The sequence below is a fragment of the Streptomyces sp. A0642 genome (genome assembly GCF_004795105.1).
Taxonomy (GTDB): domain Bacteria; phylum Actinomycetota; class Actinomycetes; order Streptomycetales; family Streptomycetaceae; genus Streptomyces.
Genome location: NZ_SSBL01000015.1, coordinates 121,744 through 135,122, shown reverse-complemented (window position 1 = coordinate 135,122; position 13,379 = coordinate 121,744). Strand labels below are relative to the sequence as shown.

Here is a 13,379-nt window from a genome sequence, read left to right as displayed (position 1 = left end):
GTCACCAGCCCCGTGCGCGCCATTCGGGCAGCCGCGGTCGCTCGTCACCGAGTGTGGTGTCGTGCCCGTGGCCCGGATAGACCCAGGTCTCGTCGGGCAGCGCGCCGAAGAGCTTGGTCTCCACGTCGTGCAGCAGGCTCACGAACGCCTCGGGGTCCCCGAAGGTGTTGCCGACCCCGCCCGGGAAGAGGCAGTCCCCGGTGAACAGGTGCGGAGCGCCGTGCGGGTCGTCGTAGACGAGCGCGATGGACCCCGGGGTGTGGCCGGTCAGATGGCGCGCGGTGAGCGCGACCCGCCCCACCCGGATCGTGTCGCCGTCCTCGACGAGCACGTCGGTGGCGACCGGGATCCCCTCGGCGTCGAAGTGTCCGGCGTACGTGCGCGCCCCGGTGGCCGCCACCACCTCGCCGAGTGCCTGCCAGTGGTCGCCGTGCCGGTGGGTGGTGACGACCGAGGCGATCGAGTCGTCACCGATCAGCCGCAGCAGGGTGCCGGCCTCGGCGGCCGCGTCGATCAGGAGCTGCTCCCCGGTGGCCCGGCAGCGCAGCAGGTACGCGTTGTTGTTCATCGCGCCGACGGCGACCTTGGAGATCATCAGATCGGTGAGCTCGTGTACGTCAGCCCGCCCGCCGACCTTGACCGCTCCGCTGTACGTCATGTCCTCAGCCTATAGCGGGGGCAGCGCGGGAAGGGCTCCGCCTTCGACGGCCAGGGCGGACCCGTCACGCCGCCCGCTCAGCCATCCGAGCAGATCGGACGCCGTGCCGCGGACCACGACGGACCCGCCCTCCGCGCCGCCGCCGGTCGTCCAGGTGCGGCCCGTGTGGTCGGCCAGACCCGACGGGACGACCGCGGGATGTCCGGTGAAGCGCTCGGCCAGGAAGTCGATCTCCCGCGCGGTGAACTCGTCCGGCAGGTCCTCCAGCTCGTAGCCGACCCCCAGGTCGACGTGGTGCAGCTCGACCTCGCCGCGGCGGCGGAAGGGGACCCGGGACGCCGCGTCCGTCACGCCGTTGCGCAGTTCCACCGTGCGGGACCAGTCCGCCGGCACGGCGGCGGCCGCGAGGAAGCGGTCCGCGCTCGCGGCCAGGTCGGCCAGCTGCTCGGCCTGCGGCCGGGGCGCGTCGCGCTCGATGTCGCGGTCCCGGGTTTCGCTGTCTGCGTACATCGGCCGGCCTCGGAGAACATTTGCCAGCGCGTCGGCGTTACGTGAGAGGTGCGCGACGACATGACCCCGGCTCCAGCCCGGGAGCCGCGACGGTTCGGCGAGTGCCGCGTCGTCCAGTTTCTCCGTGGCGCTGAGCAGCCGGTCGGTCGCTTCCCGGAGTGCTGCCAGGTCGTACGCATGATCAGTCATGGGGCCGAGCCTAGCCCCGCCACTCATTCGGGTGAAGGAGTTCTCAGCCGTCCGTAAATCGAATGCGCGTGCTATACGCTCGGAGTCGAAAGCTTCGTACACCGCTGTGGCACCCCCCATACCCTGGGGCAGGGGCTCAGTTCCCCCGCTTCCCTCTAGAAAGGTGCGGACCGGCGTGACCGACCGTCTCATCGTCCGTGGCGCTCGCGAGCACAACCTCAAGAACGTCTCGCTCGACCTCCCCCGCGACTCCCTCATCGTCTTCACCGGGCTCTCCGGGTCGGGCAAGTCGTCGCTCGCGTTCGACACGATCTTCGCCGAGGGCCAGCGGCGCTACGTGGAGTCCCTCTCCTCGTACGCCCGGCAGTTCCTCGGCCAGATGGACAAGCCGGACGTCGACTTCATCGAGGGCCTGTCGCCCGCCGTCTCCATCGACCAGAAGTCGACCTCGCGCAACCCGCGCTCGACGGTCGGCACCATCACGGAGGTCTACGACTACCTCCGGCTGCTCTTCGCGAGGATCGGCAAGCCGCACTGCCCCGAGTGCCACCGCCCGATCTCGCGCCAGTCGCCGCAGGCCATCGTGGACAAGGTCCTCGGCCTGCCCGAGGGCAGCCGCTTCCAGGTGCTCTCACCGCTGGTGCGCGAGCGCAAGGGCGAGTTCGTCGACCTCTTCGCCGACCTGCAGACCAAGGGATACAGCAGGGCCAGGGTCGACGGCGCGACCATCCAGCTCTCCGAGCCGCCCACGCTCAAGAAGCAGGAGAAGCACACTATCGAGGTGGTCATCGACCGCCTCACGGTCAAGGACAGCGCCAAGCGCCGGCTGACCGACTCGGTCGAGACCGCGCTCGGCCTCTCCGGCGGCATGGTCGTGCTCGACTTCGTCGACCTCCCCGAGGACGACCCCGAGCGTGAGCGGATGTACTCCGAGCACCTCTACTGCCCCTACGACGACCTCTCCTTCGAGGAGCTGGAGCCGCGCTCCTTCTCCTTCAACTCCCCCTTCGGCGCCTGCCCCGACTGCACGGGTATCGGCACGCGGATGGAGGTCGACCCGGAGCTGATCGTCCCGGACGAGGACAAGTCCCTCGACGAGGGCGCGATCCACCCCTGGTCGCACGGCCACACCAAGGAGTACTTCGGCCGCCAGATCAACGCCCTGGCCGAAGCCCTCGGGTTCCGTACCGACATCCCCTGGGCCGGGCTGCCGCAGCGCGCCAAGAAGGCCCTGCTCTTCGGCCACAAGATCCAGACCGAGGTCCGCTACCGCAACCGGTACGGGCGCGAGCGCGCCTACACCACGCCCTCCTTCGAGGGCGCGGTGCAGTTCGTCAAGCGCCGGCACTCGGAGGCGGAGAGCGACTCCAGCAGGGAGCGCTTCGAGGGCTACATGCGCGAGGTGCCCTGTCCGACCTGTGAGGGCACCCGGCTCAAGCCGATCGTCCTCGCGGTCACGGTGATGGAGAAGTCCATCGCCCAGGTCGCCGCGATGTCGATCAGCGAGTGCGCCGAGTTCCTCGGCCGCCTGAAGCTGAACGCCCGCGACAAGAAGATCGCCGAGCGGGTCCTCAAGGAGGTCAACGAGCGGCTGAAGTTCCTGGTCGACGTGGGCCTCGACTACCTGTCCCTGAACCGCGCGGCGGGCACCCTGTCCGGCGGAGAGGCCCAGCGCATCCGGCTCGCCACCCAGATCGGCTCCGGCCTGGTCGGCGTGCTGTACGTGCTGGACGAGCCGTCCATCGGGCTCCACCAGCGCGACAACCACCGGCTGATCGAGACCCTGGTCCGGCTCCGCGACATGGGCAACACGCTCATCGTCGTCGAGCACGACGAGGACACCATCAAGGTGGCCGACTGGGTCGTCGACATCGGCCCCGGTGCCGGCGAGCACGGCGGCAAGGTGGTCCACTCGGGGTCGCTCAAGGAGCTGCTGGCCAACGACAAGTCGATCACCGGTCAGTACCTGACCGGCAAGAGGTCGATCGAGATGCCGGAGGTCCGGCGTCCCGTCGACCCGGCGCGTCTGCTCACGGTCCACGGCGCCCGCGAGAACAACCTCCAGGACATCGACGTCTCCTTCCCCCTCGGCGTCCTGACCGCCGTGACCGGTGTCTCCGGCTCGGGGAAGTCGACGCTGGTCAACGACATCCTCTACACCCACCTGGCGCGTGAGCTGAACGGCGCCAAGTCGGTGCCCGGCCGGCACACCCGGGTCGACGGGGACGACCTCGTCGACAAGGTGGTGCACGTCGACCAGTCGCCCATCGGTCGTACCCCCCGGTCCAACCCGGCCACGTACACCGGTGTCTTCGACCACGTCCGCCGGCTGTTCGCGGAGACGATGGAGGCCAAGGTCCGCGGCTATCTGCCGGGCCGGTTCTCCTTCAACGTCAAGGGCGGCCGCTGCGAGAACTGCTCCGGCGACGGCACGATCAAGATCGAGATGAACTTCCTGCCGGACGTGTACGTCCCGTGCGAGGTCTGCCACGGAGCGCGCTACAACCGGGAGACCCTGGAGGTCCACTACAAGGGCAAGTCCATCGCCGAGGTGCTGGACATGCCGATCGAGGAGGGCCTGGAGTTCTTCGAGGCCGTCCCGACCATCGCGCGTCACCTGCGGACGCTCAACGAGGTCGGTCTGGGATACGTCAGGCTCGGCCAGTCCGCGCCGACGCTCTCCGGCGGTGAGGCCCAGCGCGTGAAGCTGGCCAGCGAGCTCCAGAAGCGCTCCACCGGGCGCACGGTCTACGTCCTGGACGAGCCGACCACCGGTCTGCACTTCGAGGACATCTCCAAGCTCATCAAGGTGCTCTCCGGCCTGGTCGACAAGGGCAACTCGGTGATCGTCATCGAGCACAACCTCGATGTCATCAAGACCGCCGACTGGGTCATCGACATGGGCCCCGAAGGGGGCAACGGCGGCGGTCTGGTCATCGCCGAGGGCACGCCGGAGTACGTGGCCGGCGTCCCCGCCAGCCACACCGGGAAGTTCCTCCAGGGCATCCTGGACGCGGACCGGGTGAGCGAGGCCGCCGTGCCCGCGGCCCGCAAGCCGGCGCGGAAGACGGCGGCGAAGAAGGCGGTCGCCGCCAAGTCCGCCCCCGCCCGGAAGGCGGCGACGGCGAAGACCACCACGGCGAAGGCCGCCGGGACGGCCGCGGCGAAGAAGCCCGCGGCCAAGAAGGCGGCCCGCGCCCGCAAGGCCTGACGCCAGGAGCACGCGGCGCGAGGCGGCGGTCCCCTCCGGGGGCCGCCGCCTCGTCGCGTCCGGTCGTGGCCGTCCCGTCCCGACCAGGGCTGACCAGGCACGACCGCGTGCCACCGGCCCGCGCGCGGAGGCGTCCGACTCCGCCGGTATCGTCGGTTACGTCACCGCTGTCCTCTGCCGCCCCGGCGCCCCGGCCAGCCCTGACGCCCCTTCCCCTCTGACCCCTGGAGACCGCATGTCCGGCCAGCCCACCGCCCGCCGCACCGTGCTGAAGGGCGCCGCTCTCGCGGGCGTCGCCGGGCTGGGAGTGGCGGCCTGCTCGACCGACTCGAAGCTCGGGCACGCCCAGACGCCGACCCCCACCGCGCCCGTCGAGCTCGGCGCCCCCGACGAGATCCCGGTCGGTGAGTCCAAGCTCTACCGCGAGCAGCGCGTCATCGTCAGCTGCCCGGCCAAGGGGCAGTACAAGGCGTTCAGCGCCCAGTGCACCCACGCCGGCTGCCTGCTCGACAAGGTCGAGAAGAACGAGGGCCACTGCCCCTGCCACGGCAGCCTCTTCGACACCACGACCGGCAAGGCCGTGCACGGTCCCGCGACCGTCCCGCTGCCCTCCGTCCCGGTCAGGGTCGAAGGCGGCAGGCTGATCGCGGGCCCCGACGCCTGACCCACGGTCCCCCCGCTCCGGCGGGCGCGTCCGGCATGACGGCTCACTCCCAGTCCCAGTCGATGCCGACCAGGCCGGGACGCACCCCCTGTTCGACGAGATGAACCGTCCGGTGCCGGCCGGTGAGCGTGAGATCGGTCCGCGCCCCGCGCGGCGCCCCCGCCGAGACCTGCGCGAACCGCCGGCACCGTACCGGCAGCGCCTCCTCGTCGAACCGGACCTGCAGCACGTACTGCCCGCCGCCGAAGGTGAAGCCGCGGACGTACTCGTCGCACGGCCCTCCCGTACCGTCCTCGAAGCCGTAGCCGAAGAGGTACGTCTCGCCCGCCCGCAGCCGGGTGTCGAAGAGCAGCTCCGCGACCAGCACCCCCGTCTCCGCGTCCCAGCGGACCCGGCCCGTCCGGCAGTTCTCCCGGGCGCTCACCCCGACCCGTGCCGGATCGCAGCCCGGGTCGCCGCGGTACACGGCGAGATAGCGGTCCACGCCGTCCCGGTGGGAGCGCACAACGTGCTGCGAGCTCCGGTAGCGCATCTGACGGCCGGCCCCGATCCGTACCCGCTCCTGGTGCCCCACCGTGTGCAGCCCGCCGTCCGCGGGTGACTCCATCGCCGCGAGCAGCCGCTCCACCGTGCCGGACGCCTCCACCAGGGAGCGGTACGAGCGGGCCGGCGGGCGGTCCGTGTCCGCGCGGGACTCCCCGGCGCCGAGCAGCCCGAGCAGCGCGTTCGCCGGCAGCTCCAGCACCTCCTCCAGCGCCTTCACGGCCCGGAGGGACTCCGGCCGCTGCGGACGGCGGGCGCCCTGCTGCCAGTAACTGAGACTCGTCACACCGACCTTGACGCCGCGGTGTGCCAGATGGTGCTGCACCCGCTGGAGCGGCAGTCCGCGCACCGAGAGCGCGGTGCGCAGCGCCAGATGGAACGGGCCGGTGTGCAGCACCTGCGCCAGTTCGGCCTCGGTGTGCTGCATGGGTCCTCCAGGTGAACGTTCACGGCGGACGACGGGCGGGCCGCGCCGGCGGGTGGGGGGCCGCAGGTGGCCGGGGGAGGGCGTTCACACACCCGCCACCGGCGTTCACACCGCGGTGTTCCCCCGCATTGAAGCGTGTTGACCCGTTCCCGACAACGGTTGATGCTCCTCGGCAGCGTCCGGACGCGCTCCTCGGATCCCCCACCCCCCTCCCCGGGAGGAACGCCATGCGCAACCGAAGAATCCGGCTTCTGCGGATGCCGGTGACAGCGGTACTCGCCGCCGTACTGCTCGGCGCGCCCACGGCGACCGCCACCGCCGCCGACCCGTACCACGCCGCCTCCGCGACGACGGGCGCCCTCGCCGCCGCCCAGCGGCTGAACATCACCATGCAGGCGCAGCAGAAGACGAACTGGTGCTGGGCCGCCTCCGGCAACACCATCGCCACCTGGTTCGGCCGGACCTCCACCCAGAACCAGTTCTGCAACGCCGCCTTCGGCCGGGCCCAGGGCTACGAGTGCCCCAACTCGCAGGCCTCGCTGGGCAACGTCCAGGACGGTCTGGACTGGGCCGGCGTCAACCCGGGTTCGTACGTCACCGGCTGGCTGCGCTACCCGACCGTGCAGACCGAGATCGCCGCCGGACGGCCGGTGGAGACCCGCATCCAGTGGTCGTCGGGCGGCGGCCACATGCATGTGCTGTACGGGTACGACGACGCGAACAGCTGGGTCTACTGGGGCGACCCATGGCCTTCCAGCAACCGCTACAACTGGGCCTCGCACGCCTGGTACGTGAACAACGGCGAGTTCTCCTGGACCCACTCGCTCTACCGGATAGGGGCGTGACGGCATGACCTCCACCCGTTCCGCGTCCCGTCCCGCACGGGCCCTGGCCGCCGCCCTCGCCGGCGGCGCCGTACTGGCCGGAGCCGCCCTGCTCACGGTCGCCCCGCAGGCAGCGGCCGCCACCGGTCCCTCGGCCACCCCGGGGGCCCTGGCGGCCGCCCACGAGGCGGCCACCGAGGCCACCACCCTGGACACGCTGTCCCGGTTCTTCGCCCGTGAGGGCGCCGTCACCAGGGCGGCGGCCGCGCCCCGGATCCAGGGCGCGGCCGTGCCCGTACGCACCCTGTCCGCGGACTTCGTCGCGGGAGAGCCGGGGGCGCCCGTCGCCGCTCTGGAGTACCTGGCCAGCACGGCGGTGTCCTCGGACGGGCAGAAGGCATCCCTCTGGACCCTGCCCGGGCCGGGCGGGGACGGGGCCTGGCAGGTGGTGAACATCGCCACCGGCGACGACGAGGCCCGGTACGCGGCCGCCGGCGCCCGCGCACTGCCCGGCGGCACCGTGTTCCGGGAGCCCCAGATCGACGCCTGGTACGTCCAGAAGGGCGGCCGGGTGCTGCCGCTGGACGGGGACGCCGTCCGCGCGGTCGGCGCGGGCGGCACCACCCTGGCCGCCTACCGCAGCCGGGTCCGCGCCGCGTACGGGGACAAGCTTCCCGGCTCCGGCTACGCCCGCCAGGGCCGGGCCGGCGGCTACGGCCCGTCCGCCCAGGCGCCCGCCATCGCCGCGGAGGCCCCCGCGGCGGCCCCCTCGGAGACCGCCCTGACCGCGACCTCCGCCGCGGCGGCCGCGGGCGCCGTCGCCGTACTCGCCCTCTGCGGCGTCACCGCCCTGCGGACCCGCGGCCGCCGGCGCGGCGACCGGTGACCGGGGGCCCCGCCCGGGCCCGCTGACCCCGCGCTCCGGGACACGTGCCCCCACCCCGTGTCCCGGAGCGCGGCGATACCGGTCAGCACGCCGTGCTGTCACTGCCCGCCAGTAGGGTGGGAGGCATGGCAGACCCCTCCAGCTACCGCCCCAAGCCGGGACAGATCCCCGACTCCCCGGGGGTCTACAAATTCCGCGACGAACACCGCCGGGTGATCTACGTCGGGAAGGCGAAGAGCCTGCGCCAGCGCCTGGCCAACTACTTCCAGGACCTGTCCGGCCTCCATCCGCGCACGCGCACGATGGTCACGACCGCCGCGTCCGTGGAGTGGACCGTCGTCTCCACGGAGGTCGAGGCGCTCCAGCTGGAGTACTCCTGGATCAAGGAGTTCGACCCCCGGTTCAACGTCAAGTACCGCGACGACAAGAGCTATCCGTACCTCGCGGTCACGCTGAACGAGGAATTCCCCCGCGTCCAGGTCATGCGCGGCGCCAAGAAGAAGGGCGTGCGCTACTTCGGTCCGTACGGGCACGCCTGGGCGATCCGCGAGACGGTCGACCTGATGCTCCGGGTCTTCCCGGTGCGCACCTGCTCCGCGGGCGTCTTCAAGAACGCCGCCAGGACCGGCCGCCCCTGCCTCCTCGGCTACATCGGCAAGTGCTCGGCCCCCTGCGTCGGCCGGGTCACCCCCGAGGAGCACCGCGAACTGGCGGACGACTTCTGCGACTTCATGGCCGGCCGCACGGGCACGTACATCCGCCGTCTGGAGAAGGACATGATGGCGGCGGCCGAGGAGATGGAGTACGAGCGCGCGGCGCGCCTGCGTGACGACGTGGAGGCCCTCAAGCGCGCCATGGAGAAGAGCGCGGTCGTGCTCGCCGACGCCACCGACGCCGACCTGATCGCGGTCGCGGAGGACGAGCTGGAGGCCGCCGTCCAGATCTTCCACGTCCGCGGCGGCCGGGTGCGCGGCCAGCGCGGCTGGGTCACCGACAAGGTGGAGAACGTGGACACCTCGGGCCTCGTCGAACACGCCCTCCAGCAGCTGTACGGGGAGGAGACGGGCGACTCCGTTCCCAAGGAGGTCCTCGTTCCGGCCCTTCCCGAGGACCCCGAGGCGGTCTCCCAGTGGCTGGCCGGCCGCCGGGGCGCCCAGGTCAGCCTGCGCATCCCGCAGCGCGGGGACAAGAAGGACCTGATGGCCACGGTCCAGCGCAACGCCCAGCAGGCCCTCGGACTGCACAAGACCAAGCGCGCCTCCGACCTCACGACCCGTTCCCGTGCCCTGGAGGAGATCGCCGAGGCGCTCGGTCTCGACACGGCACCGCTGCGCATCGAGTGCTTCGACATCTCCCACCTCCAGGGCGAGGACGTGGTGGCGTCGATGGTGGTCTTCGAGGACGGCCTGGCCCGCAAGGGGGAGTACCGCCGCTTCCAGATCAAGGGCTTCGAGGGACAGGACGACGTCCGCTCGATGCACGAGGTGATCAGCCGGCGCTTCCGGCGCTACCTGGCGGAGAAGGAACGCACCGGGGAGTGGGAGGAGGGCCCGGCCGCCACCGGCCCCGTCCCGGCCGCCACCGGCCCCGTCCCGGCCGACGCGATGGCCGGTGCCGCACCGGCCGCACCCGCCGAAGTGGTCGCACCCCCCGTACCGGCCGCACCCGCAGCCCCGGCCGCACCCCCCGTACCGGCCGTGCCCGCAGCCCTCGCCCCACCCGTCGAATCGGCCGAGCCCCGTGAGGACGACGGCCGGCCCAAGCGGTTCGCCTACCCGCCCCAGCTCCTGGTGGTCGACGGCGGGCAGCCCCAGGTCGCCGCGGCCAAGCGCGCCCTGGACGAGCTGGGGATCGACGACATCGCCGTCTGCGGCCTGGCCAAGCGCCTGGAAGAGGTCTGGCTGCCCGACGACGACGATCCGGTGGTCCTGCCCCGCTCCAGCGAGGGCCTCTACCTCCTCCAGCGCGTCCGCGACGAGGCGCACCGCTTCGCCATCACCTACCAGCGCGCCAAACGGGCCAAGCGCGTCCGCTCCAGCCCCCTGGACACGATCGCCGGTCTCGGAGACACCCGGAAACAGGCGCTGATCAAGCATTTCGGCTCCGTCAAGAAGCTGAAACAGGCGACAATCGACGAGATCTGCGAGGTTCCGGGGATAGGCCGCAGGACGGCGGAATCAGTGGCTGTCGCCCTCGCCGCGTCCGCCCCGGCCGCGCCCGCCGTGAACACGGCGACAGGAGAGATCATGGAAGACGACGACGGGGGCAGCACGACATGACCGGGAACGAGCATGAACACGGGGACGACCGCACAGAGCGACCCGGGCACGACCGCACAGACCGAGCAGACGGAGCAGCACACGTGAGTACGGGCACCTCGATCGAGACGGGCGACAGCACGGTGGCCATCCCGGAGCTGGTGATCATCTCCGGTATGTCGGGCGCCGGCCGCAGCACGGCGGCCAAGTGTCTGGAGGACCTCGGCTGGTTCGTCGTCGACAACCTGCCGCCCGCGTTGATCCCCACCATGGTGGAGCTCGGCGCCCGCTCCCAGGGGAACGTGGCGCGGATCGCCGTGGTCGTCGACGTCCGGGGCCGCCGCTTCTTCGACAACCTGCGCGAATCCCTCGCCGATCTGGAGGCCAAGGGCGTCACCCGGCGGATCGTCTTCCTGGAGTCCTCCGACGACGCACTGGTCCGCCGCTTCGAGTCGGTCCGCCGGCCGCACCCCCTCCAGGGCGACGGCCGCATCGTCGACGGGATCGCAGCCGAGCGCGATCTGCTGCGCGAGCTGCGCGGCGACGCCGACCTGGTGATCGACACCTCCAGCCTCAACGTGCACGAACTGCGGGCCAAGATGGACGCCCAGTTCGCGGGCGACGAAGAGCCGGAACTCCGCGCCACCGTGATGTCCTTCGGCTTCAAGTACGGCCTCCCGGTCGACGCCGACCTGGTGGTGGACTGCCGCTTCCTGCCCAACCCGCACTGGGTCCCCGAGCTGCGCCCCTTCACCGGCCTCAACGAGGAGGTGTCCGCCTACGTCTTCGACCAGCCGGGCGCCAAGGAGTTCCTCAACCAGTACACGGAGCTGCTCCAGCTCGTCGCCGCGGGCTACCGCCGCGAGGGCAAGCGCTACGTGACGATCGCCGTCGGCTGCACGGGCGGCAAGCACCGTTCCGTGGCCATGTCGGAGAAGCTGGCCGCCCGGCTCGCCACGGAGGGCATCGAGACCGTGCTCGTGCACCGGGACATGGGGCGCGAGTGACCAGTCGCAACATGCGTCTGCGCAGGCTGCGCAGGGGCACCCCGCTGTCGGGCCGCAAGCGCGGCGCGCAGCCCAAGGTCGTCGCCCTCGGCGGCGGCATGGGCCTGTCCGCCTCGCTCACCGCGCTGCGGCGGATCACCGGCGACCTGACGGCCGTGGTCACCGTCGCCGACGACGGCGGATCCAGCGGCCGGCTCCGCGAGGAGCTGGGCGTCCTGCCGCCGGGCGACCTGCGCAAGGCGCTGGCCGCCCTGTGCGGCGACGACGACTGGGGCCAGACCTGGGCCCAGGTCATCCAGCACCGCTTCCAGTCCAAGGGCGACCTGCACGAGCACGCGGTGGGCAACCTGCTGATCGTCGCCCTGTGGGAACAGCTCGGTGACCACGTACAGGCCCTGGACCTGGTCGGCAAGCTCCTCGGCGCGCACGGGCGGGTGCTGCCCATGTCCGCCGTGCCGCTGGAGCTCCAGGCCCTCGTGAAGGGCCACGACCCGGAGCGGCCCGAGGACGTGGACACGGTCCGCGGCCAGGCCACCGTGGCGCTGACCCCGGGCGAGGTCCAGTCCGTGCACGTGGTCCCGCACGACCCGCCGGCCGTCCCCGAGGCGGTCGCCGCCGTCCTGGACGCGGACTGGGTGGTGCTCGGACCCGGGTCCTGGTTCTCCTCGGTGATTCCGCATCTCCTCGTGCCCGATCTGCTGGACGCACTGATCGAAACGAAGGCCCGGAAGGTCCTCTCGCTGAACCTCGCACCGCAACCCGGCGAAACAGATGGCTTCTCTCCGCAGCGTCATTTGGAGGTTTTGGGACGACACGCCCCTAAACTCGCCCTGGACGTGGTGCTGGCCGACGAGGCCGCCGTGCCCGACCGCGAGTCCCTCGCCGACGCCGCAAAACGGCTCGGAGCCGCGGTCGAGCTGGCGCCCGTGGCCTCACCCGACGGCGATCCGATTCATGATCCGGAGCTGTTGGCCGCCGCGTACGACCGTATTTTTCGGATGCATGGAAGGATCGGCCCATGGCGATGACGCCAGCGGTGAAGGACGAAATCTCTCGGCTTCCCGTCACCCGGACCTGCTGCAGGAAGGCAGAGGTCTCGGCGATTCTTCGGTTCGCGGGTGGGCTGCACCTGGTGAGCGGCCGGATTGTGATCGAGGCGGAGCTGGACACCGCGATGGCGGCGCGCCGGCTGAAGCGCGACATTCTCGAGATCTTCGGGCACAGCTCGGAGCTGATCGTGATGGCTCCCGGCGGGCTGCGGCGCGGCTCCCGTTATGTCGTGCGGGTGGTGGCGGGCGGCGACCAGCTGGCCCGGCAGACCGGCCTGGTCGACGGCCGCGGCCGTCCCATCCGCGGTCTCCCCCCGCAGGTGGTCTCGGGGGCCACCTGCGATGCCGAGGCCGCCTGGCGCGGGGCCTTCCTGGCCCACGGCTCGCTCACCGAGCCCGGGCGCTCCTCCTCCCTGGAGGTGACCTGCCCGGGCCCGGAGGCCGCGCTCGCGCTGGTCGGCGCCGCCCGGAGGCTCTCCATCGCGGCGAAGGCCCGTGAGGTGCGCGGTGTGGACCGGGTCGTCGTCCGCGACGGCGACGCGATCGGCGCGCTGCTCACCCGGCTGGGCGCCCATGAGTCGGTGCTGGCCTGGGAGGAGCGGCGGATGCGGCGCGAGGTCCGCGCCACCGCCAACCGGCTCGCCAACTTCGACGACGCCAACCTCCGCCGGTCCGCCCGGGCGGCGGTCGCCGCCGGGGCCCGCGTGGGCCGTGCGCTGGAGATCCTCGGCGAGGAGGTCCCCGAGCACCTGGCCGCGGCCGGCCGGCTGCGCATGGAGCACAAGCAGGCCTCCCTGGAGGAGCTCGGCGCCCTGGCCGACCCGCCGCTGACCAAGGACGCCGTGGCGGGCCGGATCCGCCGGCTGCTCGCGATGGCCGACAAGCGGGCCCAGGACCTCGGCATCCCGGGTACGGAATCCACGCTCAGCGAGGAGCTGGCCGACGGCCTGGTCGGCTGATCCGCACGCGCGCGGACGACGCGCGGCCGGAACGTGCCGCGTCCCCGCCGGCCGGCGGCGGCGGGAACGCGCCGTACCCCCGTCGACGACCCGTGGCGGGAACGCGCCGCGCCCCCGCGGGCGTTGACGCTGCGTAATCGCCGCAGCAGGCGGAGGGCGGTAACCGGAAGCCCATGCTCCTACTGGGGAGTAGG

At 72.0% G+C, this 13,379-nt stretch carries 11 protein-coding genes; 8 read left to right on the top strand and 3 right to left on the bottom strand.

All coding sequences use genetic code 11. The features are described from left to right. Window position 1 precedes the first annotated feature (1 nt). Window positions 2-658 carry an MBL fold metallo-hydrolase gene (locus tag E6R60_RS23820; protein WP_136328664.1) on the bottom strand — a complete coding sequence of 219 codons (657 nt, stop codon included), beginning with the start codon at window positions 656-658 and terminating at the stop codon, window positions 2-4. Window positions 659-667: 9 nt separating this feature from the next. Beyond that, on the bottom strand, window positions 668-1,357 hold the full coding sequence (locus E6R60_RS23815; RefSeq protein ID WP_136328663.1) for a maleylpyruvate isomerase family mycothiol-dependent enzyme: 690 nt from the start codon (window positions 1,355-1,357) through the stop codon (window positions 668-670). Between the two features lie 175 nt (window positions 1,358-1,532). On the opposite strand from E6R60_RS23815, the gene uvrA reads away from it, so the two are divergent. Together uvrA and E6R60_RS23805 are read left to right on the top strand one after the other, a co-directional pair. Continuing rightward, window positions 1,533-4,568, top strand: a complete 3,036-nt coding sequence (gene uvrA, locus E6R60_RS23810; protein ID WP_136328662.1) for an excinuclease ABC subunit UvrA — start codon at window positions 1,533-1,535, stop codon at window positions 4,566-4,568. Between the two features lie 235 nt (window positions 4,569-4,803). Further along, window positions 4,804-5,232: a Rieske (2Fe-2S) protein gene (locus E6R60_RS23805; protein WP_136328661.1), complete on the top strand. Its 429-nt coding sequence runs from the start codon at window positions 4,804-4,806 to the stop codon at window positions 5,230-5,232. A 43-nt stretch (window positions 5,233-5,275) separates the two neighbouring features. Here E6R60_RS23805 and E6R60_RS23800 read toward each other — a convergent pair whose 3' ends face one another. Then, window positions 5,276-6,202, bottom strand: coding sequence for a hypothetical protein (locus E6R60_RS23800; protein WP_136328660.1), 927 nt, complete (start codon window positions 6,200-6,202; stop codon window positions 5,276-5,278). A gap of 227 nt (window positions 6,203-6,429) precedes the next feature. Between E6R60_RS23800 and E6R60_RS23795 the strand changes: the two genes are divergently transcribed. From E6R60_RS23795 to whiA, 6 genes are all read left to right on the top strand, one after another. Then, a complete protein-coding gene (locus E6R60_RS23795) occupies window positions 6,430-7,047 on the top strand; it encodes a papain-like cysteine protease family protein (protein WP_136328659.1) in 618 nt (205 codons plus the stop codon). A gap of 4 nt (window positions 7,048-7,051) precedes the next feature. After that, the gene (locus E6R60_RS23790) at window positions 7,052-7,912 is read left to right on the top strand and encodes a hypothetical protein (protein ID WP_136328658.1); all 861 of its coding nucleotides are present in this window, start codon (window positions 7,052-7,054) and stop codon (window positions 7,910-7,912) included. 125 nt (window positions 7,913-8,037) lie between these two features. Then, window positions 8,038-10,191: an excinuclease ABC subunit UvrC gene (uvrC, locus tag E6R60_RS23785; protein ID WP_136328657.1), complete on the top strand. Its 2,154-nt coding sequence runs from the start codon at window positions 8,038-8,040 to the stop codon at window positions 10,189-10,191. Then, window positions 10,188-11,177 (top strand): RNase adapter RapZ, encoded by a 990-nt coding sequence (gene rapZ / locus E6R60_RS23780; RefSeq protein ID WP_136328656.1) that lies wholly within the window; start codon window positions 10,188-10,190, stop codon window positions 11,175-11,177. The genes uvrC and rapZ overlap by 4 nt, the downstream gene beginning before the upstream one ends. Further along, the gene (yvcK, locus tag E6R60_RS23775) at window positions 11,174-12,205 is read left to right on the top strand and encodes a uridine diphosphate-N-acetylglucosamine-binding protein YvcK (protein ID WP_136328655.1); all 1,032 of its coding nucleotides are present in this window, start codon (window positions 11,174-11,176) and stop codon (window positions 12,203-12,205) included. Before rapZ ends, yvcK begins: the two co-directional genes overlap by 4 nt. Beyond that, window positions 12,196-13,185, top strand: a complete 990-nt coding sequence (gene whiA / locus E6R60_RS23770) for a DNA-binding protein WhiA (RefSeq protein ID WP_030919772.1) — start codon at window positions 12,196-12,198, stop codon at window positions 13,183-13,185. Before yvcK ends, whiA begins: the two co-directional genes overlap by 10 nt. Window positions 13,186-13,379 lie beyond the last annotated feature (194 nt).

Bases quoted from the DNA above. Each gene is read 5' to 3' on its own strand.
- E6R60_RS23815 (WP_136328663.1), bottom strand. From the start codon at position 1,357: ATGACTGATCATGCGTACGACCTGGCAGCACTCCGGGAAGCGACCGAC.
- rapZ (WP_136328656.1), top strand. From the start codon at position 10,188: ATGACCGGGAACGAGCATGAACACGGGGACGACCGCACAGAGCGACCC.
- E6R60_RS23805 (WP_136328661.1), top strand. From the start codon at position 4,804: ATGTCCGGCCAGCCCACCGCCCGCCGCACCGTGCTGAAGGGCGCCGCT.
- E6R60_RS23800 (WP_136328660.1), bottom strand. From the start codon at position 6,202: ATGCAGCACACCGAGGCCGAACTGGCGCAGGTGCTGCACACCGGCCCG.
- whiA (WP_030919772.1), top strand. From the start codon at position 12,196: ATGGCGATGACGCCAGCGGTGAAGGACGAAATCTCTCGGCTTCCCGTC.
- uvrC (WP_136328657.1), top strand. From the start codon at position 8,038: ATGGCAGACCCCTCCAGCTACCGCCCCAAGCCGGGACAGATCCCCGAC.
- E6R60_RS23795 (WP_136328659.1), top strand. From the start codon at position 6,430: ATGCGCAACCGAAGAATCCGGCTTCTGCGGATGCCGGTGACAGCGGTA.
- E6R60_RS23790 (WP_136328658.1), top strand. From the start codon at position 7,052: ATGACCTCCACCCGTTCCGCGTCCCGTCCCGCACGGGCCCTGGCCGCC.
- E6R60_RS23820 (WP_136328664.1), bottom strand. From the start codon at position 658: ATGACGTACAGCGGAGCGGTCAAGGTCGGCGGGCGGGCTGACGTACAC.